The sequence below is a fragment of the Psychrobacter sp. 1Y10 genome, from assembly GCF_052259005.1.
In the GTDB taxonomy this organism is placed as follows: Bacteria; Pseudomonadota; Gammaproteobacteria; order Pseudomonadales; family Moraxellaceae; genus Psychrobacter; species Psychrobacter saeujeotis.
In genome coordinates, this window is record NZ_JBQQES010000006.1 from 32,147 (window position 1) to 51,490 (window position 19,344).

The 19,344-nt window shown below is 44.0% G+C and carries 13 protein-coding genes; 1 reads left to right on the forward strand and 12 read right to left on the reverse strand.

From position 1 onward, the window contains the following. Nucleotides 1–224: 224 nt before the first annotated feature. The 8 genes from ACTXGH_RS08990 to ACTXGH_RS09025 all read right to left on the reverse strand — a co-directional run bounded on the left by ACTXGH_RS08990 (nt 225) and on the right by ACTXGH_RS09025 (nt 11,738). On the reverse strand, nt 225–1,769 hold the full coding sequence (locus ACTXGH_RS08990; protein ID WP_439296891.1) for an acetyl-CoA hydrolase/transferase family protein: 1,545 nt from the start codon (nt 1,767–1,769) through the stop codon (nt 225–227). Nucleotides 1,770–1,981: 212 nt separating this feature from the next. Further along, on the reverse strand, nt 1,982–2,404 hold the full coding sequence (locus tag ACTXGH_RS08995) for a tetratricopeptide repeat protein (RefSeq protein WP_439260948.1): 423 nt from the start codon (nt 2,402–2,404) through the stop codon (nt 1,982–1,984). 269 nt (nt 2,405–2,673) lie between these two features. Further along, nucleotides 2,674–3,720 (reverse strand): histone deacetylase family protein, encoded by a 1,047-nt coding sequence (locus tag ACTXGH_RS09000; RefSeq protein ID WP_439260949.1) that lies wholly within the window; start codon nt 3,718–3,720, stop codon nt 2,674–2,676. 210 nt (nt 3,721–3,930) lie between these two features. After that, nucleotides 3,931–5,355 carry an aldehyde dehydrogenase family protein gene (locus ACTXGH_RS09005; protein ID WP_439260950.1) on the reverse strand — a complete coding sequence of 475 codons (1,425 nt, stop codon included), beginning with the start codon at nt 5,353–5,355 and terminating at the stop codon, nt 3,931–3,933. 63 nt (nt 5,356–5,418) lie between these two features. Next, nucleotides 5,419–7,761: a primary-amine oxidase gene (gene tynA / locus ACTXGH_RS09010; protein WP_439296890.1), complete on the reverse strand. Its 2,343-nt coding sequence runs from the start codon at nt 7,759–7,761 to the stop codon at nt 5,419–5,421. A 358-nt stretch (nt 7,762–8,119) separates the two neighbouring features. Further along, complete coding sequence (locus ACTXGH_RS09015) at nt 8,120–8,884, reverse strand: SDR family oxidoreductase (protein WP_439296889.1); 765 nt, start codon at nt 8,882–8,884, stop codon at nt 8,120–8,122. A gap of 175 nt (nt 8,885–9,059) precedes the next feature. Beyond that, nucleotides 9,060–9,842: an SDR family NAD(P)-dependent oxidoreductase gene (locus ACTXGH_RS09020; RefSeq protein WP_439296888.1), complete on the reverse strand. Its 783-nt coding sequence runs from the start codon at nt 9,840–9,842 to the stop codon at nt 9,060–9,062. A 75-nt stretch (nt 9,843–9,917) separates the two neighbouring features. Then, nucleotides 9,918–11,738 carry an acyl-CoA dehydrogenase gene (locus ACTXGH_RS09025; RefSeq protein WP_439296886.1) on the reverse strand — a complete coding sequence of 607 codons (1,821 nt, stop codon included), beginning with the start codon at nt 11,736–11,738 and terminating at the stop codon, nt 9,918–9,920. A 177-nt stretch (nt 11,739–11,915) separates the two neighbouring features. Here ACTXGH_RS09025 and ACTXGH_RS09030 point away from each other — a divergent pair, with 177 nt between their 5' ends. Then, complete coding sequence (locus ACTXGH_RS09030; protein ID WP_439296885.1) at nt 11,916–12,950, forward strand: GlxA family transcriptional regulator; 1,035 nt, start codon at nt 11,916–11,918, stop codon at nt 12,948–12,950. Between the two features lie 81 nt (nt 12,951–13,031). On the opposite strand, the gene ACTXGH_RS09035 is transcribed toward ACTXGH_RS09030, so the two are convergent. The 4 genes from ACTXGH_RS09035 to speB form a co-directional block, all read right to left on the reverse strand. Continuing rightward, on the reverse strand, nt 13,032–14,438 hold the full coding sequence (locus tag ACTXGH_RS09035) for a YjiH family protein (protein ID WP_439260955.1): 1,407 nt from the start codon (nt 14,436–14,438) through the stop codon (nt 13,032–13,034). Further along, the gene (dld, locus tag ACTXGH_RS09040) at nt 14,428–16,212 is read right to left on the reverse strand and encodes a D-lactate dehydrogenase (RefSeq protein ID WP_439260956.1); all 1,785 of its coding nucleotides are present in this window, start codon (nt 16,210–16,212) and stop codon (nt 14,428–14,430) included. The genes ACTXGH_RS09035 and dld overlap by 11 nt, the downstream gene beginning before the upstream one ends. A 66-nt stretch (nt 16,213–16,278) precedes the next feature. Next, a complete protein-coding gene (locus ACTXGH_RS09045) occupies nt 16,279–17,997 on the reverse strand; it encodes a 5-guanidino-2-oxopentanoate decarboxylase (RefSeq protein ID WP_439296884.1) in 1,719 nt (572 codons plus the stop codon). Nucleotides 17,998–18,168: 171 nt separating this feature from the next. Next, on the reverse strand, nt 18,169–19,137 hold the full coding sequence (gene speB, locus ACTXGH_RS09050) for an agmatinase (protein WP_439261294.1): 969 nt from the start codon (nt 19,135–19,137) through the stop codon (nt 18,169–18,171). Between the last annotated feature and the right edge of the window lie 207 nt (nt 19,138–19,344).

A 19,344-nucleotide genomic window follows, 5' to 3' on the forward strand; every position in this document is an offset into this window, starting at 1 on the left:
GGAATACATTTTTTGAAGCCTCTGGAGTGTAAAGCGCACAGCAAGCGAGGAAAATTTATACCAGCAGAACGCTATTTTAAGCGTATCTCTTTTATTGTGAACTGACTATAACGGTTTAGAAGCTATTTTTAGATATAAGAAAACGCCTCCTACCTGATGACAGATAAGAGGCGTTATTACTTTTTATGACTAGCATATTACTAGTTTTTAATACTACGAATCGCTTATACCGCTAAACGCATTTTGTTGATACGCATATCGCCAGTCTCAACAAAGCGCTGATGCCATGACAATGCTTCATTTAAGAGATGCGGTGTTTGTAAGCCACTGGCCTTAGCAGCACGGTCATAGTAATCTTGTAGCATTGGGCGATAGTCTGGGTGCGCACAGTTATCGATAATAAGCTTGGCGCGTTGTCGCGGCGACTTACCACGCAAATCAGCAAATCCTTGCTCAGTCACCAAAAACATCACATCATGCTCAGAGTGGTCGTGATGCGATACCATCGGTACGATAGTAGAAATAGCACCGCCTTTAGCCGTAGATGGACTCACAAAGAACGAGAAATGCGAGTTACGAGTAAAGTCGCCTGAACCGCCGATACCGTTCATCATTTTGGTACCCATGATATGGGTTGAGTTGACGTTACCGTAAATATCCGCTTCAATCATCGCATTCATAGCAATGATACCTAGACGACGAATCACCTCTGGATGGTTGGTAAACTCTTGCGGGCGCAGTACGAGCTTATCACTCAAAAACTCAATATTATCATTGAAACGCTTTAGCGCATCTGGGCTAAACGACAATGCCGTGGCCGACGCTGACTTCATTTTGCCGCTAAGTACCAGATCAAGCATGCCGTCTTGTAGTACCTCGGTGTATCCCATCAGATCATCAAACGGGCTATCTTGTAGACCCATCAATACAGCGTTTGCCACATTACCTACACCAGACTGTAGTGGTAACAGGTTTTTTGGCAAACGGCCTTTTTTGACTTCATGATCCAAGAATTCGATGATTTGTGACGCGATGGTTTTAGAGTTTTCATCTGGATCTGCAAACTTGCTATTGCGATCAGGCGCATCGGTCATAACGATACCGATGATCTTATCGAGATCACACTCTAGGTACGGCGTACCGATGCGGTCATCTGGTTTGACAATAGGAATAGGCTGACGGAACGGCGGCTCACCAAGGTCTGCTGGGATATCATGCATGCCATCTAACATCATGCTTTGACGCGAGTTGACTTCGATGATGACTTTTTTGGCAGTTTTGAGCCACTGGTTATTAGTACCAATGCCCATTGAAGGAATGATTTTGCCTTCTGGGGTAATGCCTGTCGCTTCAATCAAGGCAATGTCCATATCGCCATAGAAGCCAAAACGAACTTGCTGCTCAAAGTGTGATAAATGCATATCAACATAGTGCGTGTTACCAGCGTTAATGTGGTTACGCATGGCAGGATCAGATTGGAATGGTGCACGAAAATTAATACAATTGGCTTCTGCCAATACACCGTCACAGTCATGAGAGGTGGACGCACCCGTTAGCATACCGATGCCGAATGCTTCGCCACGAGCATGAGCGTCTTTGGCACGATTAGCGATAGCAGTTGGTACAAATTTTGGGTAGCCTGCCCCTGTAAATCCTGCGACCCCAAGCGTCATGCCGTTTTGTACAAATGAAGCGGCCTGTTCAGCAGACATGATTTTTTCACGCAAACCTTCATGACGGACGCGCTCTTCGTGATTGATTGAACCCATAGCAATATTCCTATTAACTTCCTTATTAAAAAAACCTCAAAATAATGAATACTAAAACAGACATGACAATGAGGTAAATCTGCAACGAACCCGCTAACACGTTTTCGTTGTCGCATTTTGGACAATTTTTCGACAAAAGGCAAGCAGGTGCGCTTAGGTATAGACGTTTAACTTTAAAATTAAAGCGGTTCAAACGCCCTTTTATATGACAGTTACTCTGCCGATAGCGTGGCAAGTAGCTTGTTTATCTCAGTCTTAAATTCTTTATCTTCAATTTTATTGGCACTGGTTTTGGCGTTTTTTAGATTGGTGAGAGCCGCGTCTTTTTGGCCCAATTCAATCTGTAACTCAGCCATAGAAAACGCAATTGATGCCATATGATCTTTTGAATTAATAGCAGTGGCTTTTTTGAGTGCTTTTTCATAAATGATAAGCGCAGCTTCTAAGTCTTCAGTGAAGTCAGCGAGCGTCTCCCATTGCTCTGGGTGGTCTTTATCGCTCTTCTCATTTTCAATGCAAAGATCTTTTAGCTGTGCATAGAGAGCGTCAAATGTCTCTTGATCATTTTTGCTATCGGCTTCTAGTAGCTTTTCGGCTAGCACATAAATGGACTTATATATTTTGGTATTAATCATGACTCGCGGACCCTTTATGCGACTAGATTGGATAAATTGCTGATGATTATAGCGTAAATTGACAGGTTGGATAAGCGTTATAAAGAATACTTGGCATTTATATGCCAAAAGATTTATTAAGTTTTAGGCGACCAATGGACAAATATACGACAATATGGAACAAGACACGATAACTGTTACCGTGTCCTTTATATTTTAAGTCGGGTTTTAATAAAGCCATCTTTATCAGATAACCAGTCAAACAGTCAGTCAAATAATCAGACAAATGATTAGCTATCTTCTCCTACTAACCCAGATAAAAACGCCTGTAAATTATGGTTGAGCTTTTGGATATAGTAGCCACCCTCTACCAGTACAATCAAAGGTTTGTTTAACGCTTTCATCTTTTGCGCCAATATCTTAAAGCCCTCTGTACTGACCTTACATCTCGCTTCTGGATCATCTTTGTAGACATCAAACCCTAAGACGTGGACGATGACATCAGGATCAAAGGTTTTTATAGTATCGATGGATTTATCGACATACTCAAAAAAGCCGTCCTCATCAGTACCATGCGGCATTGGGAAGTTGACGTTATAACCCTCTCCCTCACCCGTCCCTCTTTCAAACTCATGACCAGTGACACCCGGATAAAAATTAACGGTGTCGCCATGTACCGAGGTATATAAGACATCTTTACGCTCGTAGAATATCTCTTGAATACCCTGACCGTGATGCATATCGGTATCGATGATGGCTATTTTGGCGTATTTTTGTCGTAAGTGTTCCGCGATGATGGCAGCGTTGTTTAGATAACAGAATCCACCTGCTGCGCTCTTGCGTGCATGGTGACCGGGCGGCCGTGAAAAGCAAAGTTGTACATCGGTGTCATTGCTTGAGTCGCTATCATCGTTAAGCAAAGCCTCAGCTGCATTAAGCGCCGTTTGCGCTGACCAATAGATAGATATCCATGAATGCTCACTGATTGGCGCGCTATCATCGGCCTGATATTTGGCCGCTTTTGCCATGATGCCCAGTCCAGGATTGTCATACGGCACAAAAATCCCTGTCTGTACTTGGTCCCCTAAGTCCTCTTCTACCGCCATCCATTCGTCATAGCCATGCTTTAAAAACTCAACATAACCAAAGTCATGCACCGCTAAGATCGGTCCCATCCCGACCTCTTTGGCATTCGTCACCTCCAGTCCTAATGCCGCTGGTGCTTTTAACATCTCGACCATACGCTCTGGTATCTCTAGCGGCTCATGCATTTTTCCATACGAAAAGTAAGGCAGTGGTCTATGCAGACTTAAGTTTTCATGACTGTATATTTTCACTCTGTACACTCCATTGTTTATGACGCAGTCCATTTTGTATGATGCCATCATAGCCTTTCTTTATATGGCTAAAAGTCATCATATTATTATCACCAACCATTGAATATATGCCAGCGCCTAATCAGAGTCAAATACAAATAAAGACTCTATGCTGCAAACGTGACTACAGCATAGAATCTTTAATGACCCTTGTTATCAGTAAAAGTGGTTTTAAGATTTAAACGTCTGTACGGTTTGGATGAAGGTGAATTCTTTTAGGCCAGCTTCTCCAAACTCCACCCCAAACCCTGAATCTTTCACACCGCCAAATGGCGCATCAGGCTGAATCATGGCATGGTTGTTGATCCAGACCGTACCGCACTCTAAGCGAGAAGCAATTTTCTGTGCCTTTTCGATATTCTGCGACCACACTGAGCCGCCAAGCCCCACTTGCAAGCGATTGGCGCTATCTATCGCCTCTTCTACATCGCTAAATTTAATAATAGGTAAAATGGGCCCAAATTGTTCTTCATCGACCAGCCTTGCCCCATCATTAATATTGCTCACGAGCGTGATTGGATAAAAATAGCCGCTCTCGTCCGTGACGTCACCGCCGCATAAGAAGTTGGCGCCGCGCTCTTTGGCATCTTTGGCAAGTGCTTTGACGATATTAAGCTGCTCTTGATTCTGTAGCGGTCCAAAGTCAGTATCTTCATCAAAGCCATTGCCCGTTTTCATGCTATTGGCCATGTTCGTTAAAGCTTCACATAGCTCATCATGCACAGATTCATGGACATAAAGGCGCTTTAGGGCAGCACAAGTTTGGCCATTATTAATAAAAGAGGTCGCAAATATCTTTGGCGCACAAGCAGCAATATCGGCATCTGCTAAGACAATACCCGCATCGTTGCCACCAAGCTCTAGTGTCAAGCGGGTAAGATTGTCAGCTGCGCTTTTCATAATGGCTTTGCCCGTGGGCGTCGAGCCTGTAAATACGATTTTTTGAATATCTTGATGTGACGTCATCGCAGCCCCAATTTCCCCTTCGCCAGTCACTATATTTAACACACCAGCGGGCAAAATGTCTTTAGCGATTTCACCGAATCGTAATACGGTCAATGGGGTCATCTCAGAGGGCTTCATGACAACTGTATTACCTGTCAATAGTGCAGGGATAATGTGCCAGATACCTATCAGCAATGGGTAGTTCCACGGCGTAATCGAACCTACTACCCCAAGTGGCTTGCGATGTAGCTCTATATGTGCGGTGTCGTTATCTTGAATGACCTGCGGCTCCAATGTCATACTGGCGGTCGCGCGTATCCAAGCGAGTGTGCCACCAAACTCAAAGCCTGCACCTAGATCTGCAAAGCCTTTGGTCGGCTTACCCTGCTCTTTGGTCAGTAGCGTCATCAGCTCCTCAGCGTTATCTTCGATAGCATCAGCAAGCTGCATCAAACGATCTCGGCGCTGCTCATAAGTCAATGCCGACCAAGTAGGGAACGCTGATTTGGCCGCTGCTACCGCATCATTCAACTGCGCAGTGGTAGCCTTTGGGCAACGAGCAATGACAGATTTGTCCGCTGGGTTGATAACGTCAAAATAGTCAGTGGTGCCAACACTTTCACCGTTGATAATTAAATTAAATTCTTTCATTTTTTTACTCTTATGGTTAGGGTTATGGCCTAATATTCTAAAGGCGTTTATTTACTTAGGTACTTATTTGCTCTCGCTTTCACCTTTATCTTGATTCAAATGCAGCGATGGCGTTTCATCAAAGAAATTCCACGGTTTGAGTAGCACGTTTACCCATTCTGTCGGCATGATAGGCCACTCTTCAGCACGGGCAATATGGGTGGTACCTGTCGTTAGCCACACCACCAAGTCTTTGTTATGAATGTTTTCATCGTCTTTCGTAAACTGCCCTAAGCCAGTATCTTTGTCAGAGCGATTAGGATATTTACCTTCTGGATATTGCTCATCTGCATCATAGTTGGTCACCCAAATTTGTTTATCCATAAAATTAAGACGATTGTATATCCACTCATCATCAGCGAAATTGGCACCTTTTGCGATAGGATGAGTCCCGCCTGCAAACGGAATCATTTGATACGATACCGGATTTCCCATACGGTTCTCTTTGCTTGCATTACTGATTAGACGCACAGAAGCAGGATCGAAGTTTTCTTTGGCGGCCGTCTCGGTCACCACTGTGGTTTCGCGAGTCTCCATCGCACTAGTACGCGGCCCTCCGCGTGTATTGTCAGCGACGATGGGATCTATACGTTTGATATGATTGGTCTTGTCATCGACATCCATATCCAAACGGAAGTTATAGATATGCTGGTGCGTTGGACCGACGATATTATGATCAATCAACGTACCATAGCGAGTGTCTTCTTTGGCCGTTGGATCGTGCATGGTTTTTGCAAGTACGCCTTTAGCAGCCTCGATACCAGTTGCCCCAGCGTCGATACCGATCGTACCGTTTGGCTCAAACACCCAGTCAAAAATATAATCATAGTTACCTATCGTACTTATCCAGCGTACGACCAGCTCACGGCGCTCAGTACTGACGTTTTTTTGCCCCATTTCTTGATGTTTAAACTCAGGACCTGCATAGCGCTCAAACACTGCAATGGCATTCGGAATGGTATAAGGATTGCCTTGATAGTCTGGTAGCACAGCGTCAAGGAGTACCGCGTTTTCTGGTGCATCGACGTTCTTTTCTAGCGGCGAGGTCAGAGTTCCCATGCCGTATTCACCAGCATCAAGATAAGATTTAAAGTACCAGCCCATATCTGGATCGCCATAAGGCACGACCATACCGCCCAAGTTACCTTGATACATGATTTTGCGATCAACGCCTTTATCATTAAAAGTGACCGTACTAAGCTGTAGGCCTGTTCGACTGTCTAAACCAATATGAAACTTCCAGTTGTGCCATTCAACGTCTCGGCCAGTGATGGTATAGTTTTTGCCTTCTGGTTCGATGATATTTAATGGCTTACTAGTGACAATATCTTGATCACGACCATCGATTGGACGCGGGGTCATCGGTACGGGAATGACACTACCTTCCTCTATTTTAATGATTTTTTTCTCATCTAAATCGACCACTGCCACCAAGTTTTCGATAGGATGCGCCCAGTAGTTGCCATCGCCCACATTTAGATAAGAGACGATTTTAAGGACGCGCAGCTGCTGATCTAAATTGTCCTGATCACCGAAATATCCAACGGTCAGCGGCGTTCCGACAACCTTAGTCACATCATCTATACCATGTTTTTTTAACGCCACTTTGTATTCAGGGCTATTTTGGATGATGTCTTGTATGGCATAAAAATCATCTACCAGCACCATACCAAAGGTATCTTCTATCGCATTCCAACTGGTTAAGGCGTTTTTGTTTAAATTTGCTTCACCTTCAATGACCGTATTGCCTTTTAAAATGCTAAAGGTTGCCACTCGATCACCTTGGTAAGGCTTGTTTTCAGTGACATTACGCCATACTGCATCTTTATCAGGTTGTTTTAGGCGGATATCAGAAAACCGTAGATTGGTCTCGGTAGGCTTGGCTTTTTTGATAATAGCCAAAGTTTGCTCGATCTCCTCAGCACTTAACACATTGAGTGGATGCGGGCTTTGCTCTATCTTAAAAGTTTGATCCAAACCTGATTGTAAAATCTCATTTGCTAATGAATCAGGCACTAAAGCTTGACCATCTTTTATGATGAGCGGATTGGTGATTGCTAAGGACTGCCCGTTCACCATAGCAGTTTTGCTGTTGGGTTTGATTTGTACGCGGGTTGAGTTCTTAGTAATAGTATACATCTCAGCATAACTATCATATTCAACGTCTGCACCCGCTGTACTCATCGCCTCCTCGATCGGAACCATATTGACTTTGCCGCCATGAGCAAATGCTTGCGCGCTATATGCAAGCGCCAGACTGGCCACCAATGCAGTAAAAGTTGATTTTAACGCCCTAGTAGTGAGATTTTTATTGGTTTTATTGTTGAGTTTTTGCTTATTATGAATGGGGGTATGAGCATGTATCATTGACGACTTCCTTATCGTATTGAGATATAGAGATAGCATCTACTAACTCTGAGACGAATTCCATTTCGTACTTGGTAGTGACCGGTAGACAATAAAAGAGCTTAGTAAATACGCTATAAGCGACTCATTTTAAGATCAAACCGTTATTTACTATAGCAACAGTTATATTGCAGGACAATAACTCATCTCTATTTTTTATTAACGTAGCTTCACAGTTAATTTATTTATAAGTTTAGATCATATAAATTGAATATAGAGTATAAATACAAAAAACCGCATGATATTAGCATCATGCGGTTTCTTTACTTTAAGAGCTGGCTCTATTATTTCAAACTACTCATTTACTACCCATTTACTACTAAGCAAGCATACCGCCATCGACAACCACCGTTGCACCTGTCGTATAGCTCGACGCATCAGACACTAGATATAATACCGTACCTGCCATCTCGTCCGGATCGGCTACGCGTCCTAGTGGAATGGCATGTAGCGCCATTTTTAAGACTTTATCATTGGTGGTCAAAGCCGAGGCAAACTTGGTATCGGTCAGACCTGGTAATAACGCATTGACGCGAATATTTAAGGGGCCACATTCTTTAGCAAAAGCTTTGGTCATACTAATCACGGCAGCCTTGGTGATTGAATAGATGCCTTGCTTATCACCCGCGACCAAGCCATTGACCGAGGCGGTGTTTAAAATCACCCCGCCGCCCTGCTCGCGCATCATCTTGCCCGCAGCTGTCGACATAAAGAAATAACCACGAATGTTAACTTCCACAGTCTTATCAAACGCTGCCAAATCTGTATCTAAGATATGCCCATAATAAGGATTGGCGGCAGCGTTATTGACTAAGATATCAAGTTGACCAAATTCGCTCTTGATGTGCTCAAAAATCGCCTCAATCTGATCCATCTCACCGACATGGCAGGCAAAGGCGCTGGCTTTATGTCCATCATCTTTGATGCTATCAGCGACGGCTTGGCAAGCATCAATCTTACGGCTAGAGACAATGACATGTGCGCCTCTAGATGCCAATAAACGAGCGATAGACTCACCAATACCACGACTAGCGCCAGTAACCAAGGCAATCTTGCCCGTTAAATCAAATAAATCTTTCATCATTATTCCTCATAATTTTGTAAATTAACCCTTCAGTTTTAAGATTTTTATCAGCTTTACGAAACTTAAGACCATTTCCAAAAATTTGAGTAGCAAGGAAAACGAGTGCAAGTACTACAATTAGTAGACTAAGCGAGTTTGACACCGCTAATCATATTTTTGGGATTGGTATAAACTATTAAGCCAACATGCCGCCATCGAGGGTAAACGCATGACCATTCATAAAGCTGCTTTCATCACTCGCCAGCCAAGCAATCGCACCAGACACTTCATCGACATCTCCCAAACGGCGCATTGGGCTGGCTTTAATGGTTGCTTGCTGGGCGCGCTCATCCATCTTCGCCATGGTATTACGTACCATCGGCGTATCGATAAAGCTCGGACAGACTGCATTAAAGCGGATATTGATGCGCGCATATTCATGAGCAGCAGACTTGGTTAGCCCCATGACACCATGCTTTGCAGCGCTATAAGCTGATAACAGCGGCGCAGAACGCAAACCTGCGATAGACGCGACATTGATCACGTGACCACCGCCATTGGTCGCCATACAAGCGACAGCAGCTCGCATACAATGCCAGACGCCTTTTAAATTAACGGCGATATTGCGATCAAAATCCTCATCGCTTAGCTCGTGCATGGGTGCTGGCTTATGATCGATGCCAGCATTGTTTATCACCACATCAAGACCGCCAAGCGTCTCCATGGCAAAGGCAAATAGCGCTCGCACGTCATCGCCACTGGTAACATCGACCTTTTTAAACACAATACTATTGCCAGCTTCCTGACCTTGCTTAGCAACGGCTGCGCCCATCTCTTCTGCTAGATCACCAATGACTACTTTGGCCCCGCGACTGGCTAACAATAACGCACTTGCAGCGCCGATACCAGACGCCCCGCCAGTGATTAAAATGCGTTTACCAGTTACGTCTGATGCAACTCCATTTGTATTTAACGTCATATAATATTCCTTTAAAAGAGTTTTATTTTATCTGATGCAAGTTTCTACAAAATGATACTACTAACCTTTCATTGGTTAGAACCATTCTGCTTGCATATCGGTACATACCGCATTGTCGTTATTCAACAGTTCAATATCGCGCTTGATTAATGGCAGCTCCCAATCGATAAAATATTTGGCTGCTTGTAGTTTGCCATGATAAAAGTTTTGTTTTTCAGTATTTTGTGTGCCGCTGTCGTTAATTTCGCTTAGCAACTGCTCCGCTTTACTCGCTTGGCGAATCCAAATCCAACTGACCACGATAGAGGCAAAAATATTCATCAACGCTTGCGCGTTGCCCGTCAACGTAATGACTTTTTCTGTCTGCAAAACCTTACTTAGATGTACCAATACCTCATGCAGATGATCCATATAGGGCATCAATTTACCCGCAAGTTTTGCAGTTTCTGGCGTACTAATACTTTCTAGATCTTGGGTGATTTCACGTTTTAAAACTTGAATACCAAGTCCTTTGTTTTGCCATAACTTACGAAATGACAAATCTAACGCCTGCACACCATTTGTGCCTTCATGAATGGGATTGAGACGGTTGTCACGCCAAAACTGCTCAGCCTGATATTCACGCGTGTAGCCTGCACCGCCCAATACTTGAATACCTAAATCATTGGCCTTTGGCCCATATTCCGATGGCCATGCTTTTAACACTGGCGTGAGTAAATCCAATAATTCTGATAGCTCGTTTTTGAGTGTGGCGTCTTCACAGGTATTGATACGATCAATCAGGTTTGAGCCGTATAAGCACAGTGAAATGCCGCCCTCGCTGTAAGCTTTTTGCGCAAGGAGCATGCGTTTGACATCACCATGCTGAATAATCGCCGTTGCTGCATCTTCGGGTTTATTATTCGGTGCGATTCTACCCTGCGTTCTGTCTTTTGCATAATCGAGCGAATACTGATAACCACGATAGCCAATCATCGCCGCGCCAAAGCCAACCGCGATACGCGCCTCATTCATCATCTTAAACATATAACGCAGGCCGAAATGCTCTTCACCGATGAGATAGCCATAGCACTCGCCTGCATCACCGAAACTTAACGCCGTAGAAGTCGCGCCGCGATAACCAAGCTTATGAATGAGTCCGGTTAGATGGACATCATTACGCTCGCCGACCGAGGCATCTTCATTTAAGCGATACTTGGGTACAGCAAATAACGAGATACCTTTGACGCCACCAGGACCGCCCGGCACTTTGGCCAATACCAAATGCACAATATTGTCAGACAATTCGTGATCGCCCGCTGAGATATAAATCTTGTTACCTTTGATGCGATAGCTGCCGTTGTCTTGCTTTACTGCTGTGGTTTTGATATCAGCAAGCGATGAACCTGCATGTGGCTCGGTCAGTGCCATAGTGCCAGTAAACTCGCCCGTTAACATACGCGGCATAAAGGCATCTTTAATCTCATCACTGGCGAAATGCGAGATGACGTTAATCGCGGCAGTGGTCAAAAATGGATAAGCGGTGGTCGATGGATTGGCTGCCATAAAATAGCCTGCCACCGCTGTCATGACGGTTTCAGGTAATTGCATCCCACCATCATCAAAGCGATAACGACCCGCGATAAAACCTGACTCACGAAACGCATCAAAAGCTACTTTAACATCGTCTATCATGCTGACTTTTTTGCCGTCAAACTGTGGTTCGTTTTTATCTGCCAAATGGTTGTGTGGCAAAAACAAATCGGTGGCAATTTTATTGGCGGTACCCAAAACCGCATCAAAGGTTTCGCGGCTGTGTTCTGCAAATTTAGGATGTTTGGTTAAGTCTTCAGTGCCCAATACATCATATAATTGGAACGGTAATTCAAAGTCATTGATAAGCGTATCTGCTGCCATAGTATTCTCGTTAACTTATTAAATTTGATAATTAATTGATAGTAATCTAATTTAACGCCGTACCGTATTGTCATTTATGACATAATTATGGTCAAATAAGACATACACAACATTGATTGTGAGAAATATTCAGTCGAAAAACTTTATTTCTGATACGTATAAAGAAAGGAAACGCTTGTGCCTTACTCTAAACCTTTTAAAGTCATTATTGTTGGTTTCGATGGTGTTCTCGGTAGCGTGCTCGCTGGGGCCCTAGATTTATTTTCATTTACTGGGGTCAGCTGGCAACGATTCGCAGATGAGACGGTAGAGCCAAGATTTGATGTGCAGATAGCCAGTCTAGGCGGTGCCGATATCAGATGTAGCAATCGCTTAATCATGCAAGCGCATTGCGATATTCAAGATGTGATTGAGTGCGACTTATTATTAATTCCAACCATTGGCGATTCGATCGATAAAGTACTGAATCAAAACAGTGAATTAATTGTGCATATAAAGCGGCTTGCAACGACCAAGGCGGATATCGCCAGTAACTGTAGCGGCGCGTTTTTTTTGGCAAAGGCAGGCTTACTCGATGGCAAAGTCGCGACCACTCATTGGGGCTATGCCAATAAGTTTAAGACAGATTTTCCATTGGTTGATTTGCAAGAAAACCAGTTTGTTACGCAATCAAAAATCCAGTCAAAAAGCGAGTCAACAACCCAATCGGGACATATTTTTTGCGCCGCAGGCGGTAGCGCCTTTTATGACTTAGCCTTGTTATTGATAGAGCGTTACTGCGGCCGTGAGATTTCGACTCAAGTGGCCAAAACTCAGATCATCGATAGCAAACGTGGCAATCAAAACAGCTATACTAACGTGACTTTGCATAAGCCGCATGCAGACCAGCTGGTCAAGCAAGTACAAGTATTTATCGAAGATAACTTTAAACAACCTTTACAGGTGAGCCATTTGGCAGCGATGGTCAATGTCACCCCGCGTACCTTAAACAGACGTTTTCAATCTTGCGTCGCGATGCGCCCAATTGAATACATTCAAGCAGTCAGAATTGAGCAAGCAAAGCGGTTGTTGGAATCAGGGAATGTGACGATAAAATCGCTGACTGAGCAAGTTGGCTACGATGACATCTCATCATTCACGCGACTTTTTAAGCGCGCAACCGAGCTGACACCAAAAGAATATCAAGAGAAGTTTTCACGCTTAGCGATTTGAGATTTTTTTGAAAATATATAAATAGCAAAAAGCCGATCTGACTGACATCAAATCGGCTCTATGTTTGCTATAAATAAATTACTAGTACAGCAAATGTGCCACTGATGTAATAACCACCAAGCTAATAAGCGTACGAATAATAAAAATCATAAACAGCTCTAAAACATTAAGTTTAATGTTTGATTTCAAAATCAGCGCACCAACTTCAGACATGTAAATAATCTGCGTGATAGAGGCAGCGCCAACGACAAAGCGTGTCATTTCACTCTCAATACTCTTACCGACCAACGCTGGTAAGTACATATCAGCAAAACCCATAATCATAGCAGGAGCTGCTTTGGCAGCCTCTGGAATTTGTAACAAATCGAGCACAGGAACCAATGGCGCGGCAAGCCAATCAAACACAGGCGTATATTCAGCTAATCCTAGACCAATAGTACCGATTGCAAAAATAATTGGGATAAGTCCAAAATAGATATCAAACAAGTTTTTTACGCTGTTTTTAAATACACTACCCAAGCCTGGCATAGAGTGTGCGCGAGTCACTGCGCGGTTCAATGCCCACTGCGGCATACTATATTGCGCAGGAATGTCTTCATTCAACAAACATTTACCAGAATGGTAGGTGTCAGGCTTTAGTGACAATGGTGGTATGCGCGGCATAATAATCGCAGCAATAAAACCAGTCAAAGCGATGGTCAAATAAAAGAAGACAAAATTATTATCTACCCCAATGGTCTTGGCAACGACATAAGTAAAAGCAATAGAGGTTACCGAAAAAGTCGTGGCAATAATGGCTGCTTCACGCTGACTATAGTAACTCTTATCGTACTCTTGCATAGTCACTAGCAGACCGATAGAGGCTGCACCAAACCATGAGGACATTGCATCGACTGCAGAACGACCTGGCAGTTTGAACAGTTTAATAAATACTTTACTGGCCAAAGTTCCCAAAAACTCCATCAAGCCAAAGTCAGTCAAGAACGGTAAAGATAAAATGGCAAAGAAAAATAAAGGAACCAAAATGGGGACCAGATCTTCAAATATGACGCCGCCAGTATTCCGGTTAATAATAAATTCTGGACCTACTTGTAAAAAAATCATCCAGATAAATAGCGTACCTAAAAAACGTGCGACAAGCCATAACCAATCGACATCGAAGAGTTTTTTTAGTAAAGAATCTGGGTGTAAATTAGGACGCAATACTTTGACTGCAAGCGCGCCAATAAAAGAGGTCGTGACTATCGCAAGGGTAATATAAGCGACATAACTACCTAAAGCCGCCTGCAAAGCATCGGTTAATACACCAAGTAAAATCGTAACTTTACCATCCCATTGAAATGGAATAATAAATAGCGCAATACCAAGCGCTGAAAACAATAAAAACTTCCACAATGACGCGCGCCATTGCTCTCCTTGCGGCGTTTTTGAGTCGACAGCATCATTGCCTAAAACAGGCTGCTGCGACTTATTGATATTAACCGTCATTTGTTTCCTCCATGATAGGCGACACTCGCCAATTTTTCCATTTTGCTGTCCGACCAATTCCCGGATTAAGTGAATTGGTCGGATCTAGTTTTTTATAAAAAGAATGTAGTGCAGGTTTTGCAGTATAGACGTGGCCCACATTGTGCTCTGCAGGGTACTCGATATGGCGCTCATTGTAAAAATCTAGTAGCGCTTTTTTGAACTCTTTTACATCAACCGCAGGCTTTAATAGATAATCCTGATGCAAAACGTGACAAAAAAAATGTCCCAAATAAAAAGTTCTACTTACTTGCTGTTGTAAATGAGTCGGCAAAGACTCATCCCAATCTGTCGCATTTCTAGGCAGAGCGATATCAGTGGATAATAGCTCACCGAACGCTGTGTGATTGAGGTTATGATAGCGAAACATAGCAGCGGTGGCGGCACTACGAAACATCAATAATGCTTGTGCTTCATCCTTTGTACACAGATGCAATTTGCCTTGTTGTCGCTGTACATACTCACGTAAAAATGCTGTCGCAGCAGCAATGTCATTACTCTTATCATCATCATCCGCCACTTTTATAATTAAGTGATAACGGTACGAAAGTGACTGCTCAGCTAAGTTTTTTGGTAACGAGGCGGGCATAAAGATGGCTGCCATCTGTAGCACGCGATCAGGCAACGTTTTTGGCAGTCGCCATTTATCTAGATAATAGCTGATCTTTGCTTGTAATCGGTATAGCACCCCTATTTTGCTGGCTGGCAACTTGCGCATACTAAGACAAGTGTCGCGGCCATAGCGCAGGGTAATATCGTTGTAGTCTTTGTGCATATACTCTGCCAAGACAGGCAGACTCAGCGCGCTTTTTAGCCATTGCTTACGCAATATGGTTAAGGTATCCGCGTTATCGGTCGAGATATAAAACGTTTGTTCTTGGGCCGGCTTAGCAAATGTGGCGACCCTAACAGCGAAGACAATGACCTTACCTGCTGAGCCAGCAGCTTCATATAGACCGTTAGGGTCATTATTAAAACGAGCAGGCGTACTGGCTTTGTAGTCACGGACTTTATGCTGATAGTGATGGTTTGCATTACTTCTATTGATGGATGTATCACTTAAAGCGCTCAAGCTTTTGTCAAACTGTCCAGACTGTAAATTGCGCAGCTGCTGCTCTGGATGCTCACCTAAATCAATACCTAAATGATTAATTAACTCAAACTCACCATCATTATTACGCCTAGCAAACAATGCCATTTCAGTATAAGCAGGCCCACGTTGTACCAACATACCGCCTGAGCTGTTACAAATACCGCCAATCACTGACGCGCCAACACAACTAGAGCCCAATACCGAATGCGGTTCACGCCCTAATGGCGAAAGCTGCGTTTCTAGCTGCTGAAGCGTGGTGGCTGGTAACGCAATCACTTCTTTAGCATCGTTAAGCAAGTAGCTACCGGTCAATAACTGCATCGAAACCAAGACGACTGGTCGATCATAGTCACCGTACGGGGTTGAGCCGCCAGTCAGTCCCGTATTGGCCGCTTGAGCAATAATAATCACATCCGCTGCCGCACAAATATTAATCACGCGCCAAAGCGCTACTAAGGTATCTGGCGTTACTACTGCCTTGACGGCATCTGCGATATCTCCAGTCGCACCGTGTAGATAAGACTGTTGCTGACTGGGTTTGGTCATTACATTAGCCGCACCGACAGTAGCAATTAGATCCGTTAACAAACCCATTAACCGCTCAAGTCCTTCGTCTGACGCTTTTTTAACGTTTGATAGCATGGGCGTTCTTCCCTGAGCGACCAGTTTTTTATATGCCAGTTTCTTATATGCGTAGTGACCTTTTGATTAGCTAAAACAAGTAAAAGTCTTACCCATATTGATAAGAAATTCATCAGCTTCATCCACTTCATAAACGATAGGCTGGCTACCTTGAGTGTCTGTTTGTAAAGCATCTAGCAGTTGTTGTTTATCATTAATTCTGCGATAGCCTGCGCCAAATCCAGCGGCTAAATGCTCAAAATTAGGTGTTTTTATATTGACCCCAATCAATGGCAAACCACCCTCTTCCATATAACGACGAATCTCACCATAACCTTGGTTATTCCACAGTAGGACAATCAATGGCAGCTCAAGCTCAGCGGCGCAGATAAGCTCAGCAATGGTAAACTGAATACCACCGTCACCAATAAGACTAATGACAGGCGTTTTCGATCCAATCATTGCGCCAATTGCGGCAGGCAAACCATAACCCAACGTGCCAAATCCCGTCGATGAATTAAACCATTTACGGGTTGATAATGCCTCAAAACCAAGATTGCCACTATAGACAGGCTGCGTTGAATCACCGACGAAGATGACATCCTTCACTTCATCACGAATGAGCTTAAGTAGTGCATTTTGACCAGCAAAGTCTGGGGTCATCGCTTCTATTAACGTCTGCTTTACCTCGGCTACGCGCGCTGCTGCCTTATGATTGAGATTGTGATTTTCTAAACGTGTACATAGCCCACTAATCGCCATCTGTGCATCAGACAATACGGCGATATCCGCCCTAAAAGGACGCTGCAACTGCTGAGCATCGCAGTCAATACGAATGAGTGTGCCGTTGACTTGGAACTCACCATTAAAAAACACATCGTAATCAGTCTCACCAAGCTCGGTACCGATCGCTAGTACCAAATCTGCCTCGCTAATCACGGCGCGACCAGCGTCCAATGACTGATTGCTACCCAAACTGAGTGCGTGACCAGGTGGCAGCAAACCTTTGGCATTGATGGTCAAAAATGTCGGGGCATCTATCAGCTCTGCCAGCCTTTGTGCATCGTGATCGACGTCAACGCAACCACCGCCGTACAATACAACTGGATTCTTTGCGCGGTTTAGCTGCTCAACGATCAAATCAAGCTGCGCAGGATTGGGTAGCGGTCTTGTGACCTGCGGTAGTGCTAAAATCGCATCAGCTTGGTTTTTTGCACTTTGATCTATTTTAGGTGGCTTAGCAACATGACTGGCATCGGCGGTGATTACATCGATAGGCAGCTGAATATGGACAGGGCCTGGACGAGCGCCGTTAAACATGGAAAATGCTTCAGCAATGACTTTGGGTAGCGCCTCAGGTTGCCAGATGGTTTTACTCATAAGCGCAACCTTGCTGACCATACCTTGCTGATCGTGCAACTCATGCAAATGCCCTTCACCGCTTCCTGTGTCCTCAACTTTATTGACACTAGATATCACCAACATCGGGATAGAATCTGCTAACGCTTGTGCCATCGCAGTCATGATATTGGTCATGCCAGGGCCTGTGATAATAAAGCAAACGCCAACTTTACCAGACGCGCGGTAATAGCCGTCGGCCATAAACCCAGCGCCTTGCTCGTGACGCGGGGTCACATGGCGAATATCGGTATTGGGCAAACCACGATATAGCTCTACCGTATGGACACCAGGGATACCAAATACGGTTTCAACTCCGTAATACTCTAACCATTGTACCAACAGCTCACCGCATGTCAGAGGTGAGGTTGTTGGCAATGAAGAAGGCGCTTGCATTGATTGCGTCATGGGTCGATCATCCTAAAAAGGTTCGCTGAATATTCAGGCAATTATCAAAATTATCAAATCTGTATCTTGAAACAACCCTTATATTATTTATATATAAAGGCTGCTTGTTATAGAGACTATTTTGTCCAAACTGTTCTTTGCAGGACAGTTCAATCGAGATAAACGCTGCGATTAGTAGACTGCTTTGACTTTGTCGTCATAGCGCACACCTGGCAAGATACATAGCATCTCGAACAGCAAGTTCGCTGCTAACACAGAAGTATTACCAAACGGATCATATGGTGGTGATACTTCTACTAAATCGCCACCAACCACGTCAAGGCCACGCATACCGCGGATAATCTCGATACCTTGCGTAGACGTCAAACCACCAATTTCAGCCGTGCCTGTACCAGGCGCAAACGCCGGATCAATGCCGTCAATATCGAAACTTAAGTAAACAGGACCATCGCCAAGCTTTTCACGTACTTCTGCCATGAGCGGTGCAAGCGACTTGTACCAGCACTCCTCCGCTGGCACCACGCGAAAGCCTTGCTGGGTCGACCAATCAAACTCTTCAGCGCTATAGCCAGTACCACGCAAGCCAATTTGTACCACACGATTGCCATCGATTAAGTTTTCTTCAACAGCGCGGCGGAACGGAGTACCATGAGCGATTTTTTCACCAAACATATCATCATTGATATCCGCATGAGCATCGATATGCACCATGCCGACAGGACCATGTTTTTTGGCAAGCGCGCGTAAGATAGGCAGTGCAATGGTATGATCGCCGCCTAACGTTAATGGGATAGCATCGTGTTTAACGATTTTATCGGTATAGAATTGTTCGATAATATCGACGCTTTTTAGTAGGTTAAAAGTATTGATGGGTACATCGCCAATGTCAGCGACTTGTAGGGATTCAAAGGGCGCGGCGCGAGTCGCCACGTTATAAGGGCGAATCATGCGTGATTCATCGCGAATCTGTCTTGGGCCAAGTCTGGCACCGCTGCGGTTTGACGCCCCAATATCTAACGGTACACCAACAAAAGCAACGTCTAATCCTTGAGCATCAGCTTGAGTAGGCAGACGCATCATCGAAGCAAAACCGCCAAATCTTGGCATCTCGTTGCCGCTTAATGGTTGATTGAATTTCATCATTCTCATCCTTGTTTTATCTTATTTACGGTAGGCAATTTGTTATATGCTTTGACAATACCTAAATATCAGAGTACAGACCATGGTAAAATTTAGAAGTAAACTTCTAAATTTCCGTAGTAAGCTTGATTTGTTCGTTATTATCAGAAGTTTATTAAAAGTCAAAAACCGTATTTTATATTAAAAAATGAAAGAAATAAGCACTGG